This is a genomic window from uncultured Nostoc sp. (genome assembly GCF_964245445.1).
In the GTDB taxonomy this organism is placed as follows: Bacteria; Cyanobacteriota; Cyanobacteriia; order Cyanobacteriales; family Nostocaceae; genus Nostoc.
Map to the genome: position 1 here is coordinate 1 of NZ_CAXTNE010000119.1, position 22,794 is coordinate 22,794.

Below are 22,794 nucleotides of genomic sequence, written 5' to 3' on the forward strand. Positions count from 1 at the left end.
TGGTTATCAGTCTTGTCCGTCTCTGCTTCCTAAATATTAGACCTGAATCCTTACGTTAAATCTCTCAATGCCGTTAGTTTTACCACTGGTTTTGCTAACGGCTTCTTGGATTACGAAATTTTAGCAAAAAACAAAGCGATCGCTCTGTTCTTTGCTGTCTAATAATATTTTAAGCACCCTGGTTTCTGTTTTATCTAAGAAGAAAGTTATAAAACTAATGTTCTAACTCTAGATTCACTTGCTAACTAAACAAAGATGAATTTCATGCATCGCAATTTAAATTGAATTATGGCTCAATTCAACTTGCAAGCAAATCAATCGATCCTGACCTAACTGTAATTTATCTCCATGACTCAATGGATGGGGTGCTCCACGAGGTAATAATTTATCATTGAGGTAGCTACCGTTTCGGCTATCATCAACAATCATATAAGCTTGTCGAGCAAGATCCCAGTAGAGATGAGCATGGGTACGAGAGATAATACCTGCATGGGGGAGTCCTGTTAAATCGATTTCAGGTCGCATCCCGTTAGAGAGATTTTGACGACCGATCACGCCAGACTCCCTAAGCAATAGAAAACTTTGGTCGCTGGGATGAAGCAACTTCAACTGAGGACGTTCCTGATTATTGATTGTTGATGAGAGATGGGGCGAAGGAGTTGAGGTTTGAGTATAGTGGGCTACCGAGGCTACCATAGCAGGGGCTTGTACTGCCTGTGCTAAGGAAGTACCGCACATTGGGCAGATTTTAGCGTTGTGCGGTAGTACCTGATTAAAGAAAGAGCAGCTTGGCTCTGGACAACGATGAGTTTGGATTGCCATAGTAATTGCGCTCCCTAACGATTCAGAATAAATGACGATAATGTGTAGTTTTTAGGTACAGTTTGCAGCGGCACAAGACCCGCTTGCTGAAGGAGATACTGCCCATCTTGAGTTTTGAGAAAATTAGCAAAGAGCGGCCCTGATACATTCCCAGGCAAATTATTATCTCTAGGATATGCAATAATCAACGGCGTGCTGAGTGGATAGGTAGCTGTATGAAAAGCCGATATATTAAGTAAGGGCTTTTTCTCCAGACAGAGATTGTCTGATGGAGAGATAGGTTGCATTACACCGTTAGTGGTCTCTTTTAGCAGAGGCTGTACTGAGTCTAGATTTTCTTGGGCAATAGCTAGGGGGTAAATCTTGCATTGATCCCAGGTTTGGGTCAATAGTCCGAAACTAATTGAGCCAGCCTCGGTTTTTTGTGCCTGCTTTTCTCCAACTGCGATGGAGCGCAAGGTATTAAAGGTTGAACGTTGCTCAATCTTGCTAAATTGAGCAATCAGATTCGGATCGTTGCCTAAAACTTTTTGTTGGAACAGGCGTAATGCTTCAGGTTCCATCGGTCGATAGGGTTTGATCGGCAGGTCAGGAAAATCTGAACCTAGCTGTTTCCAGTTGGTAAGTTGCCCTGTAAAAATTTGCTGCAATTGGGCAAGACTGATCTTGCCTTGCAATGCACTTGGTAGATTTTGACTTTTATAGGCAGGTACATAGACTAAAAGACCATCGTAGGCGATCGTTTCCTGAATTAACCCTTCAGGTAGTTGGGTTGATAAACTGGCGATCGCAAAATTTGCCTTGGCGTTGGCTTCAAGAACTTCATTGAGTGGAGACCGTTGAGGGGCATAAGTTCGGTAGTTAAAAATAGCTGCCATATCCAACTTGGGCTGGGTCAGCAACGCTCTCATTTTGCGATCGCTTACGGGCTTCTTGTCCAAAACTATTGTCCAAGTTCCCAGCGCTTCTCCTGTATAAGGGTACTGTCCTGGCTGAATACCATTAATATCTGCAAATGATGGCAAAAGATGCTTAAAGCTATTCGTTTCTGCATAAGAATTTGACATAAATCGGGGCAATAGCAACCACAATAGCCCTCCCAATAGAGGCAAAGCCAGTAAACTCAAAAGCCAATACTTTCGATTCGGTTTCGCTGGAGACTCTGGGCTAAGATTTCCCTGAAAACCAGCAGCCGTTTTCGGTTGAGGCAGTTTAATCAAAGCCTGACGCGCCTCTGCCGCAGAGTTGAACGGAGTTTCTAACCCTAGCAAACGAAGCAGAAAATCTCTTAGAGGCGGATCGTCCTGGGGCCAATGTTGAGCCTCGCGCGGATTTAGGGGTGCGTCAGAACCAGAGTGAATCGCTTGGTCCGTCCACAGAGCAAACGCGACCGCTCCAAGATCGATTAAGTCTTGTTCCGGTAACAGCACTTGGCGCGGGGCAGGGACAAAAAGCTGCTCCCAAGATGCCAGATCGCAGACATAGACGTAGCCGCTATCACTTATGAGCAGGCTGTCAAGCCCCAAGTTGCCGTGGGCAGTTCCTGAACCTATGGCTTCAGAGGCAAAACTTGATGGCTGACTATGGAGGAAATGTAGCGACTGGAGCATTTGATTTAGGACTTGTCGTACTTGCGATCCAGAAAAGGCTCCTGTCTCTCTCAAAGTCTGCTTCAGGGTAGGAAGTGCCGCGATTTCGCCTGAAAAAATAAGATAGACGCGATCGCTCGATGGATCGGCAATGGTTTCTGATGGACTGACCAACCGAAATTCCCGACCCTTCGGGGTGGTCAAATTGCCCTTTGCTACTTGACCCAAGGCTGTTCTGCGCTGTTGTGCTTCCACAGCATTAAAATATTGCTTAGGTAGTAAATACTCCTTTACCACAACGGATTGACCATTGCTGATCTGAGTTCCTCTGTAAAGCCGTCCCATTCCCTGAGACCTAAGTATTTCAGAAATGCGATAGGTGCCTAAGCTGCCCCGGAGTTCAGTCTGAACTGGCAATGTAGTGGGGAATCCGCATTCCAGACAAAACTTAGCACCCGGTATCTTCTCAGTAGTTTCTATCGGCTTTCGACAGCCCAGAGGTGCATTTTGGGTACATCGGTAGAATTTAGCTAGTGCATTAGAATCAACAATAGGCATAGAATCTTCTCGGTAGTTAGGGCTAAACCAAAATGATTGAACCCAATTACGACTGAACCAGATTCATCTTGATGGCTGCTACAATAGCTTGTGTCCGACTTGTTACCTGTAGCTTCAGAAAAATATTAGTGATATGAGTCTTAACAGTAGACACTGAAATGTAGAGTTGCTTCCCAACTTCTTCGTTTGAGGCTCCTTGAACAAGCCAATATAGAACATCGCTTTCTCTTTCGGACAGGTTGCAGGGCTGACCAATCTGTGAGGGTAATGAGGCTTGGGCTTTTTGGAATTTTCTAAAAAACCCAGTGGCAACTTCAGGTGGTAAATAGATTTGGTTCTGCATAATAGTGGCGATCGCATCTAGCAACTGCTGTGAAACCTGACCCTTAAATACATAGCCATCCGCCCCCGACTGCATAGCCTGATAAATCCAGTAGTCTTCTTGATGACCTGATAGAACAAGGGTTTTACTTGATGCATTGCTGTCTTGGAGCTGCTGTAATAAGGAGAGGCCATCTCCCTCAATTAATTCCATGTCAATCAGAATTAGGTCGGGAGTATGCTGCTCGGTAAGGGATAAAGCCAGAGCCGGACGGTTCGCTTCCCCAATCACTTTAATGGCTCGATCTTGAATCTGGGAGAAGCTTAGGAGGGTTCTGATTCCAGCCCGAAATTGCTCATCGTCATCAACTAAAAGCGTCGATAGGGTTTTGGTGTGTTCTACTTGGGTTAACATGCGGCGTTGTCCTCTGATAAGTCAATGGATGGAATCAATCGAGGTAAGCTTATCGAAAATTCTGCACCTTTTTTGGGGGCATTTCTTGCCCATAGTTTCCCTCCGTGGTCGAGTACAACTTTTTGGGCAATAGCTAATCCTAAACCTGTTCCCTCCGAGCGGCGGGTATAGAAAGGCTTAAACAGCTTCTGTAAATCCTCGGGGGATAGACCAGGGCCTTCATCTCTCAAGGTTAGTAAAACATCGCCCTGCTGCTCTTGCCAATCAATGAAAATTTTTGCACCTTGGGGACTAAAATGAATGGCGTTACTCAATAAATTGCTGATAGCCTGTTTGATTTGGAGTGGATCGAGTTTTAAAATAAGTGTGCGATCGCTGCAACAAACCTGAATATCTTTCTCCGAAATCCAGCCTTGAAATTCTTCCAGTGTTTTATGGACAAGACTACGGATATCTTGTGGTACAATCTGCAACTTTTTACTACTTGCACACTGCACAATCTCAGTGAGAGTTTGATTTAAGCCGTGAGCAGTCTTGCAAATGACTGAAGCTTGTTCTTGCTCCTTACTCGGAGCCAGAAGATGACTAAGGTTATGGGCATAGAGACTAATTAAACCCAAAGGATGACGTAACTGATGCCCCACTCGTTGAACAAGATGCTCTAAAATTTGAATCTTTTGGCGGTGTTGCCAGTTTTTTTGATGTTCGTCTAAATATTCACCGATACTGGCAGCCGTTCGCTTGATAAATTGCCGTTGAGTATGAGACAAAGGCCCCTTGGCAAATAATAGTAAATATTGATTAGGCTGACTTGATTCACCAAAATGACAATAATAGAAGCCTTTTTCTATTGTTTCTGCATCAATCGGCTTTAACGCTAGAGCGGATGAAACATTACCTAACCAACTTTCGGTCTGTAAGTAAGCTAGGGTCTCTTTCGCAAAAGAAAAAGGCATTTGAGAGGTTTCAATAACTTGTTGGCGATCGGACATTTGCGGGTCTTGATAAACCACTCTCGTCCATTGAATCTGCGGTTGAGATGCCAGTTGCTCGATCTGTAGCTGCAAGAAATGTTTTAGTTTCCGGGTGTAATACTGGGGAGTCCCCTTTTCTGACTGAGGACTCAGATTTTTTAAGAGCTTGAGACCTATGCCTGGGTTATCTGTGAGACTATCCATAACTTTCCTCCAAATTATATGCTCTACTTCTGGTTCTTTTGCAAAAAAGGTTGTGTCGCAAAAGTAAATCAGATGGTAAGGTAGTAAAGCCTTCTTGTTGATAATCAGTTTCCTATGAGCGAGCAGTGCGATTTTGTGAAATGCTAAAAATTAGGCTATAAATCACCTATTTAATAATATGTAGGCGTAGCTCGACGCAGGCATCGCAGCGATATAGGGCGTTGCATAAATGCGGGATGAATTGGCGGGCGAAACCATTGGAAATACGTTATAAATTGTGCGAAATCATCCCCTAATTCAGCAACTCCCGATACAGCTATTTTTATTGAGAATTTAGCTTGCTAACTGAGAATTAAAACTCGATTAATAAAATCGCATTGTTCCCTTTGATTTGGGCATTTTCAAGATTTCTTACTTGGAGTTGGTAAAGCAAGAAATTCAGTGAATGCAGTTAGTTTATGTTGTGACTGACAATTATGACTTCAAGCGATGTTATCTCAATTCCGTAATTTTGTTGAAAATTTTGCACCCACTAAAAGAAGCTACAGTAGATCCCTGGTGGAGGGACATTAGGGACATTCCAAAGCTTGGCTTTTTATAGCAGTAGCCAAAGCAGAGAATTGTAATCACCACGGGTGCGGGTACATACTTGTAGGTGATGGAATGCTCAGGGAGCAAGCCTGTCAACCAGGCAAGGCGATAACCCAACTCACATAAGCAGTAAAACATAATCCTTAATTATTTCATTTTAACTTGACGCAGTTATGACAAACTTATAACAAAAGTATGACCAGAGTTTTTTACTAAACAACCTGTTTAAAATCAGGAAATGAAAGAAACTTATTCAAATGAATATTGGTCATAAAATTTTGACAAGAGATAGTTGTTAGCGATGTTTGTGAGCAAGCATAACTAACGACTTAAAGCCAAAGCCGAACTTACGCTTCTGTATCACTCATTGGGATAACTGAAATCAGAATATGCAGCCTTTGAGATGATTATTGGTGTTTAGGCTAAGAAATGGCAAAACGGCCCAGAGTGAATTAGACAGAAGTCGGATCTATTCCAATCAAAGTTGTTATTCAATATTAAAACAGCCCAAATATTTCTCTTTACTATGCTTGCCAGCTCAATTATCGATGCTAGCTTGACCGCGCAAAATATAGCCTTTCGCCCCGGTGGGCCACCGGTTTCTTTTGGTGTCTCGGTAATCAACCGCAGCAATCAGTTTGCGTCGTTTCAACTTGAAATTAAAGCGGCGGGAGCAGGCGAGCAGAGTAACTGGTATCACCTTTCTCCAGATGTATCTACAGCTAAATCACCGGGCGATCGCACTGATTTTCAAGTTAAGATTTTAGATTCTCCCATCCCTGATTTCGTTGGAATCGTCAATCTAACGGTGCGGGTTTTTTCGCCCCAACTCTCTGAAGAACGACGATTAGTTCTGCGATTAAGCTTAGAACCTAGCGGTGAATTAAATCTACTGCGGATCGGACTACCTACCAAGCGGTTTCAAGTTTATCCTCGTAACGTGGTGGATATTCCCGTGACTGTCAAGAATGTGGGGTCGCAGTCTTCAGAAGTGCGCTTGCAGTGTGCAGAACTTGAGTCGTCCTGGCTAGTTGGTAGCTCTGAACGATATATAGAAATTCCCGCAAATAAAGAGATCACAGCAACTTTTCAATGTCAGCCCCCTAGAGCAGATCGAGTTGCAAGCCGCGATTATCCCTTTATCATAATTGCCAAAAGTCATCTGGGTTCTCCCGTTGAAGTGCAAGGGATTTTAGAAGTTCTGCCCGTTGGCTTCATGCAGTTTGAAGTCCAGCCTCAGCAGCAGTGTATCCCGGCTAAAAGACCCTGGCTCCCGAATTGGCGATCGCGTAGCAGTACCTTCCAATTGATGTTTAAGAACAATAGTAATCTGTTGCAAACGCTCGATCTTGAAGTACGAGGCCAAGACGCGAAACGATGCCAAATTGAGGTTAGTCCAGAAAAACCCGTTCTGCCATTGGGAGAAATAACTTCTACAAACCTAACCATCTCCCCCCGTCGTCCCTGGATCGGTTGGTCGCGAAAACTCAAGTTTGAACTCAAGCCTTGGCTATCAGACCCCAGATTAGGGAGTAGCGATCCAGCAACCCAGATTTTGTTCTTAAAGGTTTTCCCAATTGTACCTCTATGGTTATTAGTGGCATTGCTCTCAATGATCGCAGCCGCTATATTTATACCAAAGCCGATTACTCATCTAGCTGGCGTTAATGCCGTGCGACTCAGTGGTACTAGTGGCAGATCGCCGCTGGTAATGAGTGCCTCAGACGATTGTTCAGTTCGGACTTGGGGCGTAACAGATTGGGGAACGCTAACCCCGCAGGGTAACTTGAGCAAGGGGACGTTAGCTAAAACCTGTACCGATGCTCAACCTAACTCTTCCAAGGGACTTCTCGCGATTACTCAGCAAGCAATCCGGTCGCTAGCATTAATTCCGGTGAAAAATAATCAGGTCTTTGCAGGTCTAGAGAATGGAACCGTTCAGGTCTGGGATATCAACACTGGGAAGGGACTCTATACGCTCAAAGACCCCAAAGATCAGACAAGCGATCGCATTCTGGACTTGATTTTTACTCGCAACTCTCTGACGCTATATACCAGCTATGGAAGCGGAACCATTCGGAGTTGGCAAAGGTCGAGGGATGTCCGTTTTGACTCAAAGCCTGCCAAAGTTTTGCAGGTGAGCGATCGCTTCGCATATCAAGCCTGGTCTTTAGCACTCAGTCCAGATGAAAAGATCCTTGTGAGCGCCGGACAGTTTAAGCGGCTTGTCTTGTGGGATGTCGCAAACTCGCAACCTCGGCAGCTAAAGCTTTCAGATAATGCTCAAAATCGCGGAGAAAACGACTTTTTTTGGGATGTCAGCTTTGCGCCTAATACTTCCATCCTAGCAGCCTCTGATTCTGATGGTTACGTTACTCTTTGGGACTTAAGTCAATGTCAGAAAGCAGCGCAAAAGGAGTCGCCTAAAGAGCAACTTCCTCAGCAAAGCTGCGAACAACAGGCGAGGTGGCAGGTTTCAAAAACATCGGTTCGCAACATTTTATTTACTCCAGATCAACGATGGCTCATCAGTGCAGGCGATGATGGTCAGATCCTGGCCTGGCGTCTGACCACAAAGTTCACTCCCGATCTGACTCAAAAACCGAAGCAGATCGCAACCATGTCCAGCAGGATTACTTCCTTAGACTTGATTTCTAAAGAGCAAGGAGTTTGGATTGCCAGTGGCTCTGATGATGCACAAGTTCGCCTCTATCGCTTTAATCCAGATGAATAAAAGTTTCTAACAAAAAATAGTCCAGTGCAATGATTGCTAAATATCCCCAAAATCTTATAGTGTGCTACTTATCTCTGAGTATGCTTATATTACTTAACAGCATATCTTTAATTCCACTGAAAGCTCAGGCTGCTAATACTACACAATTACCAACTAGTAATTTCATCCTGTCGCAAAAATTCCCACCACCACAGGATGTCCAACCACCCACACCTTTGCCACTTCCCTCGCCTGAACTGCCACAGCCACTCCCCCCACCAGCAGATATATTGCCACCCTCTGCTCCAACTCCTACACCTGATGAACCACTCCCTGGCAACTCTTCTCAAACTATTGTTGTTGAACGGTTTGAAGTTATTGGTAGCACAGTTTTCAGTCCCGAAGAGTTAGCTCTCGCCACTGCTGAATTTACTAAACGACCGATCTCATTGTCTGAAGTCTATCAAGCACGTTCTAAAATCACTGATTTATACGTCAAAAATGGTTATATTACTTCTGGTGCCTATATTCCACCTCAAAGAATCCAATCCGGTGTTCTCAAAATTCAGGTGGTCGAAGGTAAATTAGAAGATATCCAGGTAACTGGAACTCGGCGGCTGAATCGGAATTATGTTCGTAGCCGACTAGCAATAGCGACATCACCACCTCTCAATCGCCAGCGTCTATTAGAAGCACTGCAACTTTTGCAACTTAATCCTTTGATTAAAAACGTAACTGCTGAACTCTCAGCAGGATCGGGGACGGGTAGGAGTCTTTTAGAAGTTAAAGTCAGCGAGGCAAAAACCTTTAGTAGTCAAATAGTTCTTGATAATGGGCGATCGCCTAGTGTTGGCAGTTTCCGTCGCGGATTACGATTGAATGAAGCCAATTTACTCGGATTGGGAGATAATCTGAGTCTAGGCTACACTAATACCGATGGTAGCAACTCCTTAGATGCCAGTTATACATTACCACTCAATCCTAAGAACGGAACGCTCACTTTCAACTATGGCACCACATCAAGCAATGTCATTGAACGTCCTTTCAACGTTTTAGATATCCAATCGGCTTCTCGCTATTACGAACTAACATTCCGCCAGCCCATAGTCCAAACTCCCACACAAGAATTCGCCCTTGGATTAACAGCTTCCCGACGGGAAAGTGAAGCCTCTTATGTAGACTATGACCGAATACCTTTCCCTAGTTTAGGCGCTGATGAACAGGGACGCACCAGGGTATCTGCGTTGCGATTTTTTCAAGAATGGACGAGTCGTAATAGCCGTGAAGTCATCGCCCTACGCTCTCAATTCAGTTTGGGCATAGATGCGTTGAATCCTACGATTAATCAAAATCCTCCTGATAGCCGTTTTGTTGCTTGGCAAGGGCAAGCGCAGTTGGCACGCCTCTTAGCTCCTGAAACCTTACTTTTACTTCGTTTAAATACCCAACTCGCATCCAGAACACTTTTACCTTTAGAGCAATTTGGCTTAGGTGGACAGGATAGCGTTCGAGGTTACCGTCAAGATTATTTGCTCACAGATAATGGCACTTTTCTTTCTGCGGAAGTTCAAGTACCAATTCTGCGCTTACCCCAGATAAATAGCACGTTACAGGTTGTCCCGTTTGTAGATTTTGGTGTTGGCTGGAACAGTTCTGGTAGAGAGAACCCCGACCCTAATACTCTAGCTGCTGTTGGTCTGGGGTTGCGTTGGTCACAAGGCGATCGCTTTACCGTTCGTCTTGACTGGGGCATTCCTTTACTATCTGTTAACTCATCAAATGAGAAAACATTACAAGAAAATGGACTCTATTTTAGTCTACTCTATAATCCGTTTTAAAATAAAGCAAGAAAGAGCTATCTGAATGTTAAACAGCAAGAATAAATATTAACTTGGCTGCAAACGAAAGATAGTTGGGAGCTTGGCGAACTTGAGTATAAATTTAGCATTTAAATATGATGTAACTTCCGAGTCAAAAGGCAAGCTATTATGACTTGTTTGATGCGACAGGAATTAGTTGGAAGAAAACCACGCTCATTGAATCCAAAAGCCGAATTTACCACAACGACAAACATTTTTTCTAATTTTGGTAAAGCTACATTCTGGACATTTTCTTTTTTTATTGTGCAACATTTACCATTACATTTGGGCAACGCCATAGTCCTTTACTGAAGATGCTGTAGAGATGTTGAATCTTATAACACCACTCAAAGTTATACTGAATCCTCCCACCCGCCTAGAGGGTTTCCCAGGGGAGAGCGTTACCCTTGACATCAGTCTGATTAATCAAGGCGAGCAGGGAGCCGCAATTGATGTGTTTGTCGATCCCACGACTCAAACCCTGCTGTCATGGTGTCCATCTGCAAGAAAGAGGGTCGCCCTCGACTCCCAACAGGCTTGTGAAGTCAGCCTGCTCTTTGAGATTCCCTCAGACGCTCTACCAGGAAGTTATCCCTACACGGTAGTAGTAGATGCCCCAGAGCATTATCCAGAAGAGACTCCGATTCATTACCCAGCCAGTCTTGAAGTTCTAGTCAAAGAGCAGACTGTTATACGGTCACAAAAGCTTACCTTTTCACTTAACCCAGCAACTAGTCCCGTTCAGCCCTTACTAATTCAGCCCAACCAGCACCAGAGGCTATCAGTAATCGTGAACAACCACTCCAGTCGAGTGGATCGGTTTCGGCTCTATTGTCTTGACTTGGATAAAACGTGGTTTACGATTCAATATCCTTCCAACGAACTGAGTGAGTTAGGCGTCGTTTCCAGTACCGATGGTTTGGAGCTTAATCCTGGAGGTCAAGGCGAAATCATCATTGAGTTCCATTATCCAATAAACATGCCTGCTGGTCATTATTCACCGACTCTCCAGCTCATTTCTGATAATGCTCCAGAGGAGGTCTTTTTGGATCTGGTGTATTTAGAGGTAAAGCCAAAATTTCACTTGAGTGTTGAACTAGAGACTATTCTTGGAAAAGTCAGTCACAGTCCAGGCCAGTATCGACTTACCCTGACAAATCACGGAAATTCAATTCGAGAATTGGCCGTAAGTGCTAGTAGCCGAGATGAAACGGAGTTATGCTACTATGTTTGCAGTCCGTCTTCTGTCAATTTGTTGATTGGCGAAACAGCAATAATTAGTCTAACCATTTATCCCAAACAGAAATGGCGACGTCCCCTCTTTGGGTATGGCTTAGAGCTACCGTTTCAAGTGAATCTTCAAGATATTAAAGCATTACCGACGCCAGAAAAGTTACCGATAGGGTTATTAGTTTGGAAAGCACGTCCTTGGTGGCAGTTTCTGCTGTTGCTGCTGGCAGGGGTTGGTGCATTGTCGGGACTCGGCTTTTTGATTTGGTTTATGTTCTTTAAACCCGCTCCCCCACCAATCCTGGCAGAATTTAAACCGGATAGCGCTAGCTATACGGAGGGAGGCAGGGTACGCCTAAACTGGACGATCTTGAATTCAGATCGGCTCGATCAGCTGGTGATTTCTTCAAACAAAGATCAAACTGCGAACAGTCCCCAAGTTTACGACTTTCGTCAAGGCTTACCGACAGAACTGAACCGTTATTGCCAAATTCGCGATCGCAATTTAACCTGCACCAACGTCGATACAGGTGCCCGACTGGCGGGAAAATACACCTTCCAGCTTCAGATTAAGGCAAAATCAGCAGAAAAAGGTATTCAGCAAAAACTGGATGTCGTAATTCAACCTAAGCCACTGCCGCAGGTGGTGAGCATTGTAGCACGCCAGTCTGAACTCGAAAAAGGGAAACCCTTAACCCTTAGTTGGAACATCAATAACTTTAGCCAACTTGGTCAGCTTCAGGTTATGGGTCAACTCAAAGAGGGTAAACTAACGCTCTTCAAGACTTATGATTTTCAAAAACAAATTCCTCCAGAACTAAGAAAACAATGTCAACCTCCAGTCAACGAGACATTGAGTTGTTCCAACGTAGATATAGAGCTTCCGGCTAAACCAGGCAATTATGCGATTAGCCTTCAACCTGTGTCTAGTGGAAGTCAAAAACAATCGCCACTCTCCAAAGCAATTCAAGTCCAGTTAAAGGCAACACCCCTTCAAATTATGGACTTTACGCTCAATAATCAAAGTTCAGAGGCGAATCCCTCAATGTTTTTGAAAGTTGGACAACTTGTGACTCTCAACTGGAAGGTACAGGGGGATGGTGCTAAGGTTAAACTCGAACCTTTAGGTGATGTCCCAGCTAGCGGTTCTAGGACACTGAAAGCGACCACAAGTCTCTCTGAAATTATCCTCACGGCTGAAACCGAACAAGGTCAATCAGTCAAACGTGCGTTTTTGCTCCAAGTTGATACGCCAAAACCACTTCAGAAGCCGACTGATACCAATTCTCTAAAAGTAAAGCTACAGATGACAAAGTAAAATTAGCGAGTTCAACACGAATTCTACTTGACCTAAAATGTCACCTTTTTTGATGGCTGAAATTTGTCCTTTGCGGAAACTTTTGTTTTCTATGTGGAACTGGGTTACGTAATAGTTGTGCGAGGTGTAATGAACAAATTACGTCTTTTCAATTTCGCTTCTGTCCTTACTGTGGCTTTCCCTACAAGGAGTTTCTTAATTCTGTGTGATTTGCTCCAGAGAATCGACAACTTGTTCAATAAAACTATCCTAAAGGCTGACTGTCTTTTATTTATGCTTTGTCCATAGGCAGAAGCATTGAACGCAGCTAGCAGTATTGGAGATGACCGCTTGCAAAAACAAGCTAGAGGCTATGCGGTGCCAGAATCATTTACACATGGTAGTTCAGCCCAAAGGGTTCATTGGTTTAAACAAGGTATCCAAACGGGTGATCCTCAGCAATGTAATACTTTTGCCAATACAAATTCCTAACACTTTTAGTAAACAAATTTTTAGTGCCTGACACTAAACAATTCGCAGTTTGCAGTTGGCAATTCGCAATTGTATAAATGCAGTGACTGTTGTGAAACATCTGCACAAACAACTTAGAGCAATGTTGGATAAATAGCTCGAAAATGCATGCTAGCCCAGATTGTCTTCACTTTTTGAACAAGAACGATACAAGTCTGGGTGGTTTATTTTCGTCTTGCTCATGCCACCACTCTTTGAAATCCTCAAGCAGGAAACCATGATTTTTCGCTGCCTGAAAAAAATCTGATAGGTGATGTATAAAAGCAGGGATTTTAATCAATTCTTGATTTCTTTGAAAATTAGCTTGTGTGCCTCGATACTGTCTGAATGGATGAAGTTCACAAATAAAAAAGTATCCTCCCTGAACGAGTACACGGTAGGCTTCTGAAAAGATAAATGACAAATCTTCGATGTGTTCTAGAACGAGATTGCAGGCGATCAAATCAGCAGATTCGTTGCTGCAAATCCATTGCTTTGTGATGTCTGCGGTAATAAAGATCACGTTGACTGAATTTACTTTCTCTTTCGCCTTCTCGATCATGGATGCTGAAAAATCAACTGCATAGACTGTTTGGGCAATTTGTGACAGCAGCAACGTATTTTTGCCTGTGCCACAGCCAATTTCAACGATTGATTTACACCTATTGCCCATTAAGGTTTCTTTAGTAATGATTTGATCCAGATCGCGCGTCAGGTTTTCATCAGCATCATAGGTGGTTGACCAATTATCGTATGCGGCTTGAACACTCATATTGGCTAAAAAATGGTTACATTTTGATGAATAGAATTATCCTATCTTTACAGCTTATGCAAAACATTCTTATTGCACTGTTTGATCACAGAGCGCGGTACTCAGCAATGCTGCTGCCCCAAACGCTGCTATTGTCCGAACATGGTTCCAGAGCGTCCAGTTGGTCAGATATATAGCCCACAGGGAATAGCACCCTGAGTGCTATCTGCTATCTGGTTTGGCGATCGCCAGGGCATCATTGAGCGGCACATTGAAGGCGATACTCACTAAAATTGTCCCAACAAGATAAAACAAGCTACTAAGCAGCAAGTAGACCGTACCAGGTTGATGCAACTTTGACAGCGAGGTGATCGCTAGAAAGAGGCAAGCTAAAGCTGTTCCAAAGAGCGCCATCATAAACAACGGATTGATTGCTGTGATATTAATCGACTGCATGGTGGTAATGCCTTCTCTCAGCTGAAGTCGAGCAAGAGCATTCATTACAAAAGTCGAGAAGGCAAAGAAAACTTTAGCCACCAGTCCGCAGCCCAAGGAGTAGCATTAGTTACTTTAAGTGTCTAAGTAAAAAAAGGCAATTTTTATGACAAAGTTTAGATAAATACAACTAATTCTCTAGATAGAAGACCTCGGAAAATATCAGTTTTAGCATTAAAAGTAACTATCCTAATTTTCGCACAAAACTTTAGTGGGGAGCGCATTGGAGCTTAATGACTGAGCTTTTTAAGCATAGTTAGGATATGTTTTGTTGATTTGTGCAAGCGGCGCAATCTGTTTGTCATAAAACGATTGAGATGATAAAAATGACAATTAATCATGGGATCTTATCGCAACCAGGTGAAGGTGATAGTTATTCAGTAGCAGGCGATGTAACCACCTTTAAAGCTACGAGCGAACAAACAGATGGCAAGTATGCACTGTTTGAAGTAGTAGTTGCACCCCAATTAGGCCCACCGCCACATATTCATAGTCGAGAAGATGAAGCATTCTATATTCTTGAAGGTTCGATTGAGTTTTATCTTGATGAACAAACAGTTGTAGCAGCTCCGGGAACATTCTTGCATTCTCCCAAAGGTCAACTCCATAGTTTTAAAAATATTGGTTTTGCACCAGCCAAAATGTTGATTTGGGCTACTCCAAGTGGACTAGAAAATTTTTTTGCACAAGTCGGAACTAAAGTAGAGAATTCGTCAGTTCCACCGTTACCTATAACTCAAGAAGTGATTGACCGGATATTAGCAACTGCTCCTGAATATGGAATTAGAATTGTCCTTACTGAAACTGATAATTCTCCATAAAACCTATTGAGGGTGAGCGTTTCGATGTGCGTAGCCATAATGCCAGGAACCACCCAATACTTCTCGGTTAAAGCGTGATCCCATTCCAACACCTCTTGACCCTCCCAGGGAACCAACGGTATTTAGTCGCGTCGCTGGTGTATCCCAAGGAACGCAATGGTAAGCACAGCTTACAAATAGTCCTAATGTTTCCGAGTTAACAATACCCCAACCAGGAAAGGCGTTTTCTTATCCTTTGAGAACTGTACATTTAATTACTCTCAGCACTGGACAAATTCAAAGTGCAACCATGTTAAAACGTTATCCTGATACGGCCTACTTTGCTCACAGTAACTATGGTGTTGAATACAATCTGACTTTACCTCTAAGAAATATTACGAATGAGACTTAGACTATAACTGTATCAATACAGACTTCTGTAAAGGATGAAGGGGGAACAGATAGACTACTGATGTCCTCAAAACTCTCAAAACCGAATTACCCAAATGACCCGATGACTTTGATTTGGGATGGGGTATTCTATCATCGCTCATAAATTGTCAAAGACGCAGCTGCACTCGATATCAAGAGAGAACCATTACCAGGCTATAGCCCTGACATTTATATAGTACTCGCCAGTACTGCCCAACCCTAACCCACATTTCACTTAACCCATCCACCAGATTTTTTAGAACTAAACTTAAAAGATGCTTTTGATCACAACCTCATCGCAATTACTAGACAGACAATTATATGTGACGGGAAAGTGCGCTTTCGTTCTTTATCACTGTGTGTATCTGCCATCGCTTGAGAGATTGCCTCTTTTGGGATAGCTGTTTCTAAGGCTTTGAGTACCGTACCTGATTCAACTGCATTCAATCTCTGTAGATTTGGGTGATAACCCTCAGTCTATCTGGTTTTTGCCTTAACCGAACCGTATTGACGCACCATCGCTACATCCATGATGATGTATCTTTAAATTCGTGATCGCCCCATAGCACTGCCCCAATAAGGGTAGACGCAACACGTTGTAAACATCGCCTAATCTATCTCCACCTACTGCTCAATGGGTTAAAGCTTGAAATCTTTATCTGTCATAGCTTAGAGCTTTTTTTAGTGCCATTCCCGACATACTCCTTCTTAATTTGAAAAGGTCTTTTTTAAGCTGGCTGCTGGAAAAAGTTCATGCCTAATTTTCATTTTCAAATAGAGTTGATTTATTTTTAATTAAATGATTTGTAAAATTAATTACATATAAGATAAATATCTATACAGAAATGAGCATTTGTCATGATTTTTGAAAAATAATTATATAACTTCTGAATTTAAATAGTACATAAGTCTGATTGCACTGGCTAAGATATCACTTAATCTGAGTATATAGAAACGAATTAGATTTCTGCTTATGCTGAATTCGATTCTTCAAACTCTTGCTGAAATGTTGACTAACGGATCTGTTCTCACTAGCACTGAGCAAATAAACTTTAGTCACCCTGGAAGCTTAGAAAATAGTAATAGAGAGCTATCACTTAATCTCTATCTGTATGATGTTCGAATCAGTAAAAAAATACCAAATAATGGCAGGCAGGTGGAACGCTATTTTGATGATTCACGACAGGTTGCAGAAGTATGTAGAGCCCCCAGTTGGTTCGATATCTCCATTGTAATTACAGCCCGCGATCGCACTGTATTAGGAGAGCTTCATCTTCTGTCTGAAACTCTACTGCTGTTAATGCGTAGTCGACTATTGCGGGAGGAGTTTCTAACTCCTGACCTTCGTGGTCACGGCAACTTATCATTATCAGTCACTAGCGACCCGCCCATTGATGTAGTCAGTTTATGGAATTCTCTTTCTATTCCCATACGGCCTGCTATTTATTTGACAGTAACTGTTCCCTTTAATGTATGGAGAAAAACAACTGTGCCTTTGGTTACTGAACGACATTTTGGAGTCAATAATTCAATTCCAGCTATCAGCAGGAGCGCGTCTAAAACTCAGCGAGTTGCCATTGCTGGCATTGTCAAAAATAGTCTGAACTCAAAGCCATTAAAACGAGTTCAAATCATCCTTCAAGGAACCGAGAAATCAGTAACTAGCAACGAGGAGGGGTATTTTATGTTTGAGAATTTGACCTCTGGAAACTACATTTTACACCTTAGACGATTTGGCTATCAGTTTAAGACTTGTAATGTTTTTGTGGACGGAAAACCATGTATACCCAAAGAGATATTACTTATGCCCGCCTACTAAATTTCTATATCAATCGATTATCCAACAAATCAAGGAGTACTTAACATGGCTAGACTAGACTACTTTGCACCAGGCGTTTATGTTGAAGAAGTTGATCGCGGAAGTCGTCCGATTGAGGGCGTCAGTACTTCGGTCGCAGGATTTATCGGCTTTACTGAAGATATACGAGGCGGGGCCGAACTCTTTAAACCCATGCTTGTTACAAGTTGGACTCAGTATCTTGAATACTTTGCCCGACGCAACTCTAATGGGTTTACAGACTTCGATGCGTATTTACCTTTCTCTGTTCGAGGATATTTCCTAAATGGAGGTGGACGTTGTTGGGTTACAAGTATTGGAACGCAACTCCCCGGTATTGGGCTAGAAAATTCAAAACGGCAAGCACCTCGCTTAGAGATCCCAAGACGCGGCGATCGCCCAAGTTTAAATTTATCCATCCGGCCTGAACACTTCGATAACGGACCCATTAAAATCGCAATACAGGATGGAATGCCTCGTGCGTTACCTCCTGCAAAGAATGTAGATAAAGCGAATGACCAGATTAAAGGTCAATCGCAGGGAACGGATAAAGTAGAAATACCTCATAATCCACGTGAGTTCTTCTCTGTAAAAGTGTGCCGAGACGATCAAGTGCTTGAGGAATACAATCACTTGAGTATGGATCCAAAACCCCAAACAGAGGCTGTAACTTACGTTGTTGAGGCTCTAAAAAACTCTAAGTATATTTCGATTGGAGATATTGCTCAACCCGGACCGCCCTTAGCCCGACGGCCTTTGAATGGCGAATACGAACTACTGCCTCCAGCACCGAATTCTACATCTGAGAAATTTGCTAGTGAAATAGAAGGGGATCGGAGCGAACGAACTGGCGTTCTCGGTATCTTTGAAATCGACGAGATTACAATGATATGTTTTCCTGATTTAATGCGAGCCTATGAAGCTCAAATTTTAAACCTTGAACAAGTTCATGGTGTAATGGAGACCATGATCAGCATGTCTGAAGGTTCAGCTAGCGGCAATATGCCAGGCGCAACGAATCGAATGGTTGTATTAGATCCTCCTCCCGATCGCACTAGACCTCAAGATGTCGTTGATTGGTTAGATGAGTTTGGTCGTCGTTCCATGTTTGGCGCTCTTTATTATCCGTGGGTTAAAGTACCTAATCCTCGAAATGCAGGGCGTTCAATTCTTGTTCCTCCTTCTGGCCACATGATGGGCGTATGGGGCCGAACGGATGAATCACGGGGTGTTTATAAAGCTCCTGCGAATGAAGTCCCCAGAGGAATTACTGGATTAGCGTATGATGTCAACTTTAGAGAGCAAGAACTCCTTAACCCACTGGGTATCAACTGCATTCGTAAATTTCCTAACCGAGGAATTCGGATTTGGGGTGCTAGAACCCTGGTTGAACCAGACAAAACCGAATGGCGCTATATCAGTGTTAGAAGGCTCATTAGCTATATTGAACGCTCCATTGAAGCAGGAACTCAGTGGGCTGTCTTTGAGCCGAATGACGAAGAGCTTTGGACACAGGTCAAGTATACCGTTAGTAATTTTTTAGAGCGGATATGGCGCGAGGGTGCATTGTTCGGAGCTAGTCCTAGCCAAGCATTTTACGTTAAATGTGACGCCGAAAACAATACACCTGAAACAATGACCTTGGGGCGTTTATATATCGATGTTGGTGTATGCCCTGTACGTCCGGCTGAATTTGTGGTCTTCCGCATCAGCCAGTGGAATGCTCTTGAAACAGAACAAAGCTAACAATCCTCTCAAGTCAACTATTCATTGAACGAAATAACTAGGAGAAAATCATGCCAGATAAAAAACTCATCACTTGTTCGGATTTTTACTTTACTGCAGGGTCTAAGGTCAAGGACTTACCAGTCCAAGAGTTCAGTAATATGGGGATGGAGGCTACTACCACCGATCAGGTTGCTGGAACTGGGGAAAAAGGGGTCAAAGTAAGGCAATCAAAGCCGGGACCTGTCAAATCTATCAACGTAACGATTGTTTTGTCTGGAACTGAGAGTAAGAGTGCCTATGAATGGTTTGCAAAAGTTAATCCTTTTGGCAAGGAGAATCCTGACTATAAGGCACAACTTGAAGATGCAAAAATTACTGGGTATTTTGACGGAAATCCAGTTATGGAATGGCAGATTAAGCAATGCTTTCCCTGCAAGTATACGGTTTCTTCAATGAAGGCTGGTGGAGCAGAAATAGTTACTGAAACGTTAGAGTTAGTTGCTCAAGAGATCAAGCGTGAAAAATAGGTAATATTCGTATTGCTCTCACGCAAAAATCAATAGCCCTCTTTTAATAGAGGGCAAACCTCCTCTTTTAATCCTGTTGGATTCGGCAATTAAGATATTTTGATTCGATGAAATAGATTATGGCAATATTACCTAGAAGCCCCGTTTTTTTTACTGGAGCTAATTTCTATTTAGCTTTAAAACTTGATGGCTCAAGCGATGTGGTAGATGCAGTTTTCTTAGAATGTCAGGGATTTAACTATTCGCAGGATGTAATTGAGTTTAGTGAGGTTACTTCAGGTCGATGGGGCAAGGCAAACAAAGGAAAATTTGTGCAAACCAAACTTCCAGGTAATGCTAAAAGCGGAAATTTAACATTACTTCGAGGAATGACAAGTTCGACGGCTCTATGGAACTGGTTTGAGTTGGTTCAGGATGGCAACTGGGCTAAACAGAGAAAAAATGCTCTTCTAACAATCTATGATGATGGAAAACCTCAGGCAAGATTTGAACTTACAGCAGCCTGGCCTACCAGATACAAATTTTCGGATGTCAAATCAAATAGTCAACAGCTAGAGATTGAAGAAGTAGAAGTAGCCTACGAAGGGTTCAAACGGGTGAAGTAAGTAGTTGCACAAAATTAAATTCATTGCTGTAGAGGGCTAACAGAAAACACTTCGACAAGCTCGGTACATTGCAGAGAATAGGGAACAGATGTGTCGGGGCATGAACTCACCCCATCTAGAGTCAGTAAATTATGGGATTGCATCCGAAATCTGGTTATTTGAAGATGTAGAACATTTTTGTCAACGTAGAGAAGCAAAATCATGAAGCGAAATTTATTTGGTGTAATTGTTCTTTTAGCAACATCTACTTTAGTGGGGATTAATAGCCCTGCGAGTGCAACATCTAGTAGTTATCAGAAAAGTTGTAACAACATCTCAGTTTTTGGCAACATTCTCTCAGCTGATTGTAGCCGAGTTAATGGCTCATTCAAGAAAACTTCAATAGTCTTACAGGGGATTGAAAATATTGACGGCACTTTGAAAGTGACTGACCCAGGTAAAGTTAGCAATTATCATTTAACTTGCCGTCATATCCGCATCAGAGGAAACTATTTAAAAGCTGCTTGTAATAGAAGAAATGGCACAACTATGTGGACTTCAGTAGTCTTGCAAGGAATTGAAAATATTAATGGTGTGCTGAAGTATACAAGCAGTCCCTGAATAGTTATCGAGATGCTAAAAAAGTAGCTCTACTTTTTTATAAAAAAGTAGCTCTACTTTTTTATTAGTATTTATTACACCCATTCATTAAGTAGAAGCTTATGAGTAATGGATTAGCGATCGCAGCGATAACAGCTGTATTCAAAAACTTATTAGAAGATGGCTTGGTTCAGAATGCAGCCCTGTCGAGTATGGGAAATGTGCTAGTAACCACACTTCCTCCAGATCAGATTTCTATTGGAGTCGATGGTCAACCTCAGCTAAATCTGTTTCTCTACCAGGTTTCAGAAAATCGTAATGCAGATATTGATGGGCGCGATGCTAAAGGCAGCAAACTACGCAACCAACCAGATCATCATCAAACCATTACAGAAGAAGGTGCAATTCTCCCCTTAGCCATCAATCTCCATTATGTATTGACCGCCTACGGAAACAAAGACTTTCAGACGGAAATACTGTTGGGTTATGTCATGCAGCTCATGCATCAAACTCCGATTTTATCCAACGCCACGATTCGAGCAGCGCTAAATCATGTCGCAACCATCAATCGTTCCGGTCTTTTGGCACAAGTGATTGAATCGACTTCTGTAGAAGCTTTGACCGAGCAGTTAGACCAAGTAAGGATCGCGCCAAACTTGTTCGATACAGAACAGATGTCCAGATTGTGGTCACTCTTACAGGGTTCTTATCGACCTTCGATTGCTTATGAAGTATCGATGATGTTTATTGGATCTAAGAAATCTTCACTAGCTCCAGGTTCTAATAAAGGGGCATCAAGCCAGCCGCAAATTGAGAAAATTGTTGCATCACCTACAAATGGCGAGATTGTAGCGGGGAGCAGTCTAATCATCTATGGGAAAAATCTTAATGGGGATATAACTCTGTTGCGTCTGAACAAAGGAGAAAGCCTCTTAGAACCACAAATTGTTGAAGACAACAGAATTTTGTTTAAACTGCCTCAAAATCTACATGCTGGGGTTCAGAAGCTTCAAGTTGTTCATCAACAACTATATAAGTACCAAAACTATAAAGATTTAGAGGTAGTATCGAATGAGCAGACTTTCGTTTTGCATCCAACTATTCAGTTTTCTGTTAAGGAGGAAAGCTGCAATCCCTAGACTAAGCGGGCGATCATTAAAAAGCCTTACCGATTGAAGTTGATACTAAGCAACAACAAAATTACCCAACTGCTAAGTTAATGAACTGAAAATCTTAAAGATAATTTCTTACACGAGGTTGCTGGGAAGAACGCAAAATCAACCTATAGAAACCGAATCGCACTAAGTTAAGCCGTATAGTAGGCAGGGTAAGGCTTGCAGAGGGGCAGAGGGGGCCCCGAGTCCCCCCTGCTCCTTTGCCCCCTTGCTGCCACGACCATTTACTTTTTCTTAGTGCCATTCGGTAAAATAATGTTTTGATTACCCATAGTTAATTTCTGAGGTAGGCTATGAGAGAACAGTTGGAGATCCGCAAAAAAGCTGACTCGTCAGCTTCTACACCAGCGTTACCCACTAATATTACCCAAGCTAATCCGCACCCCAATAAGCAGAGGAAAAAAAATCAAGCCACAAAGCGCGATGACCATAACTTGTTAAATAAACTGATTCTGCAGAGTAGTAAGACTGTGCAGAAATCGTCTCAGTCAACGGAGCCACGCCCCTACCAAATTGGTTCACCCGAAAACCGCTCCGGCGACCCTATGGATTTAAGCTCAGACTCAGGCATTAAAAACCACTCTGGCGACTCCATGGAATTAGACTCAAGCTCAGGCTTAGACTCAGGCATTGAAAACCGCTCTAGCGACCCCATGGAATTAGACTCAAACTCAAACTCAAACTCAGACTCAGACTCAGACTCAGATTACGTATACTCAAGCTCAGACTCGGACTCAGACTCAGACTCAGACTCAGACTCAGACTTAGACTCAGACTCAGAC

Annotated in this window: 20 protein-coding genes and 2 pseudogenes; 15 read left to right on the forward strand and 7 right to left on the reverse strand. The window is 42.8% G+C overall.

Annotated features, from left to right (window positions below; translation table 11 throughout):
- Positions 1-276 precede the first annotated feature (276 nt).
- From ACFE90_RS19885 to ACFE90_RS19900, 4 genes are read right to left on the reverse strand one after another with little or no spacing between them, the layout of a single operon-like run.
- A complete protein-coding gene (locus ACFE90_RS19885; RefSeq protein WP_375503518.1) occupies positions 277-822 on the reverse strand; it encodes an FHA domain-containing protein in 546 nt (181 codons plus the stop codon).
- A 14-nt stretch (positions 823-836) separates the two neighbouring features.
- Complete coding sequence (locus tag ACFE90_RS19890; RefSeq protein WP_375503520.1) at positions 837-2,969, reverse strand: substrate-binding domain-containing protein; 2,133 nt, start codon at positions 2,967-2,969, stop codon at positions 837-839.
- Between the two features lie 46 nt (positions 2,970-3,015).
- Entirely contained in the window at positions 3,016-3,705 is a 690-nt protein-coding gene (locus tag ACFE90_RS19895) for a LuxR C-terminal-related transcriptional regulator (RefSeq protein ID WP_375503522.1), read from the reverse strand.
- Complete coding sequence (locus tag ACFE90_RS19900) at positions 3,699-4,883, reverse strand: sensor histidine kinase (protein WP_375503524.1); 1,185 nt, start codon at positions 4,881-4,883, stop codon at positions 3,699-3,701. Before ACFE90_RS19900 ends, ACFE90_RS19895 begins: the two co-directional genes overlap by 7 nt.
- Before the next feature lie 1,117 nt (positions 4,884-6,000).
- Here ACFE90_RS19900 and ACFE90_RS19905 point away from each other — a divergent pair.
- From ACFE90_RS19905 to ACFE90_RS19930, 6 genes and pseudogenes are all read left to right on the forward strand, one after another.
- Positions 6,001-8,208, forward strand: coding sequence for a hypothetical protein (locus ACFE90_RS19905; protein ID WP_375503526.1), 2,208 nt, complete (start codon positions 6,001-6,003; stop codon positions 8,206-8,208).
- Between the two features lie 29 nt (positions 8,209-8,237).
- Positions 8,238-10,025: a ShlB/FhaC/HecB family hemolysin secretion/activation protein gene (locus tag ACFE90_RS19910; protein ID WP_375503528.1), complete on the forward strand. Its 1,788-nt coding sequence runs from the start codon at positions 8,238-8,240 to the stop codon at positions 10,023-10,025.
- 3 nt (positions 10,026-10,028) lie between these two features.
- A pseudogene (locus ACFE90_RS19915) lies at positions 10,029-10,237 on the forward strand (IS630 family transposase); the annotation flags it as partial.
- A 134-nt stretch (positions 10,238-10,371) separates the two neighbouring features.
- Positions 10,372-12,594 (forward strand): hypothetical protein, encoded by a 2,223-nt coding sequence (locus ACFE90_RS19920; protein WP_375503530.1) that lies wholly within the window; start codon positions 10,372-10,374, stop codon positions 12,592-12,594.
- Between the two features lie 56 nt (positions 12,595-12,650).
- Positions 12,651-12,803, forward strand: coding sequence for a zinc ribbon domain-containing protein (locus tag ACFE90_RS19925; RefSeq protein ID WP_375503556.1), 153 nt, complete (start codon positions 12,651-12,653; stop codon positions 12,801-12,803).
- Between the two features lie 88 nt (positions 12,804-12,891).
- Positions 12,892-13,065, forward strand: a complete 174-nt coding sequence (locus ACFE90_RS19930; protein ID WP_375503532.1) for a neutral zinc metallopeptidase — start codon at positions 12,892-12,894, stop codon at positions 13,063-13,065.
- Between the two features lie 166 nt (positions 13,066-13,231).
- Here ACFE90_RS19930 and ACFE90_RS19935 read toward each other — a convergent pair whose 3' ends face one another.
- Together ACFE90_RS19935 and ACFE90_RS19940 are read right to left on the reverse strand one after the other, a co-directional pair.
- Positions 13,232-13,855 carry a class I SAM-dependent DNA methyltransferase gene (locus ACFE90_RS19935; RefSeq protein WP_375503534.1) on the reverse strand — a complete coding sequence of 208 codons (624 nt, stop codon included), beginning with the start codon at positions 13,853-13,855 and terminating at the stop codon, positions 13,232-13,234.
- Positions 13,856-14,056: 201 nt separating this feature from the next.
- Positions 14,057-14,371 carry a DUF1772 domain-containing protein gene (locus ACFE90_RS19940; protein ID WP_375503536.1) on the reverse strand — a complete coding sequence of 105 codons (315 nt, stop codon included), beginning with the start codon at positions 14,369-14,371 and terminating at the stop codon, positions 14,057-14,059.
- Positions 14,372-14,655: 284 nt separating this feature from the next.
- Here ACFE90_RS19940 and ACFE90_RS19945 point away from each other — a divergent pair, with 284 nt between their 5' ends.
- On the forward strand, positions 14,656-15,150 hold the full coding sequence (locus ACFE90_RS19945) for a quercetin 2,3-dioxygenase (RefSeq protein WP_375503538.1): 495 nt from the start codon (positions 14,656-14,658) through the stop codon (positions 15,148-15,150).
- 70 nt (positions 15,151-15,220) lie between these two features.
- Positions 15,221-15,601: pseudogene (locus ACFE90_RS19950) on the forward strand (DUF3370 family protein); the annotation flags it as partial.
- Positions 15,602-15,846: 245 nt separating this feature from the next.
- Here ACFE90_RS19950 and ACFE90_RS19955 read toward each other — a convergent pair.
- Positions 15,847-16,008 carry a transposase domain-containing protein gene (locus tag ACFE90_RS19955; RefSeq protein ID WP_375503540.1) on the reverse strand — a complete coding sequence of 54 codons (162 nt, stop codon included), beginning with the start codon at positions 16,006-16,008 and terminating at the stop codon, positions 15,847-15,849.
- A gap of 526 nt (positions 16,009-16,534) precedes the next feature.
- Between ACFE90_RS19955 and ACFE90_RS19960 the strand changes: the two genes are divergently transcribed.
- From ACFE90_RS19960 to ACFE90_RS19990, 7 genes are all read left to right on the forward strand, one after another.
- Positions 16,535-17,380: a Pvc16 family protein gene (locus ACFE90_RS19960; RefSeq protein WP_375503542.1), complete on the forward strand. Its 846-nt coding sequence runs from the start codon at positions 16,535-16,537 to the stop codon at positions 17,378-17,380.
- 45 nt (positions 17,381-17,425) lie between these two features.
- Positions 17,426-19,144 carry a phage tail sheath family protein gene (locus ACFE90_RS19965; RefSeq protein WP_375503544.1) on the forward strand — a complete coding sequence of 573 codons (1,719 nt, stop codon included), beginning with the start codon at positions 17,426-17,428 and terminating at the stop codon, positions 19,142-19,144.
- 50 nt (positions 19,145-19,194) lie between these two features.
- On the forward strand, positions 19,195-19,653 hold the full coding sequence (locus ACFE90_RS19970) for a phage tail protein (RefSeq protein ID WP_375503546.1): 459 nt from the start codon (positions 19,195-19,197) through the stop codon (positions 19,651-19,653).
- Positions 19,654-19,772: 119 nt separating this feature from the next.
- Positions 19,773-20,258 carry a phage tail protein gene (locus ACFE90_RS19975; RefSeq protein WP_375503548.1) on the forward strand — a complete coding sequence of 162 codons (486 nt, stop codon included), beginning with the start codon at positions 19,773-19,775 and terminating at the stop codon, positions 20,256-20,258.
- A gap of 201 nt (positions 20,259-20,459) precedes the next feature.
- The gene (locus ACFE90_RS19980; RefSeq protein ID WP_375503550.1) at positions 20,460-20,858 is read left to right on the forward strand and encodes a CVNH domain-containing protein; all 399 of its coding nucleotides are present in this window, start codon (positions 20,460-20,462) and stop codon (positions 20,856-20,858) included.
- A gap of 101 nt (positions 20,859-20,959) precedes the next feature.
- Complete coding sequence (locus tag ACFE90_RS19985; protein WP_375503552.1) at positions 20,960-21,976, forward strand: Pvc16 family protein; 1,017 nt, start codon at positions 20,960-20,962, stop codon at positions 21,974-21,976.
- Positions 21,977-22,305: 329 nt separating this feature from the next.
- Positions 22,306-22,794: hypothetical protein (locus ACFE90_RS19990; protein WP_375503554.1), on the forward strand; the 489-nt coding region annotated here is incomplete at its 3' end.

Bases quoted from the DNA above. Each gene is read 5' to 3' on its own strand.
- ACFE90_RS19910 (WP_375503528.1), top strand. From the start codon at position 8,238: ATGATTGCTAAATATCCCCAAAATCTTATAGTGTGCTACTTATCTCTG.
- ACFE90_RS19965 (WP_375503544.1), top strand. From the start codon at position 17,426: ATGGCTAGACTAGACTACTTTGCACCAGGCGTTTATGTTGAAGAAGTT.
- ACFE90_RS19980 (WP_375503550.1), top strand. From the start codon at position 20,460: ATGAAGCGAAATTTATTTGGTGTAATTGTTCTTTTAGCAACATCTACT.
- ACFE90_RS19905 (WP_375503526.1), top strand. From the start codon at position 6,001: ATGCTTGCCAGCTCAATTATCGATGCTAGCTTGACCGCGCAAAATATA.
- ACFE90_RS19935 (WP_375503534.1), bottom strand. From the start codon at position 13,855: ATGAGTGTTCAAGCCGCATACGATAATTGGTCAACCACCTATGATGCT.
- ACFE90_RS19975 (WP_375503548.1), top strand. From the start codon at position 19,773: ATGGCAATATTACCTAGAAGCCCCGTTTTTTTTACTGGAGCTAATTTC.
- ACFE90_RS19920 (WP_375503530.1), top strand. From the start codon at position 10,372: ATGTTGAATCTTATAACACCACTCAAAGTTATACTGAATCCTCCCACC.
- ACFE90_RS19945 (WP_375503538.1), top strand. From the start codon at position 14,656: ATGACAATTAATCATGGGATCTTATCGCAACCAGGTGAAGGTGATAGT.
- ACFE90_RS19900 (WP_375503524.1), bottom strand. From the start codon at position 4,883: ATGGATAGTCTCACAGATAACCCAGGCATAGGTCTCAAGCTCTTAAAA.
- ACFE90_RS19885 (WP_375503518.1), bottom strand. From the start codon at position 822: ATGGCAATCCAAACTCATCGTTGTCCAGAGCCAAGCTGCTCTTTCTTT.
- ACFE90_RS19970 (WP_375503546.1), top strand. From the start codon at position 19,195: ATGCCAGATAAAAAACTCATCACTTGTTCGGATTTTTACTTTACTGCA.
- ACFE90_RS19895 (WP_375503522.1), bottom strand. From the start codon at position 3,705: ATGTTAACCCAAGTAGAACACACCAAAACCCTATCGACGCTTTTAGTT.
- ACFE90_RS19890 (WP_375503520.1), bottom strand. From the start codon at position 2,969: ATGCCTATTGTTGATTCTAATGCACTAGCTAAATTCTACCGATGTACC.
- ACFE90_RS19960 (WP_375503542.1), top strand. From the start codon at position 16,535: ATGCTGAATTCGATTCTTCAAACTCTTGCTGAAATGTTGACTAACGGA.
- ACFE90_RS19985 (WP_375503552.1), top strand. From the start codon at position 20,960: ATGAGTAATGGATTAGCGATCGCAGCGATAACAGCTGTATTCAAAAAC.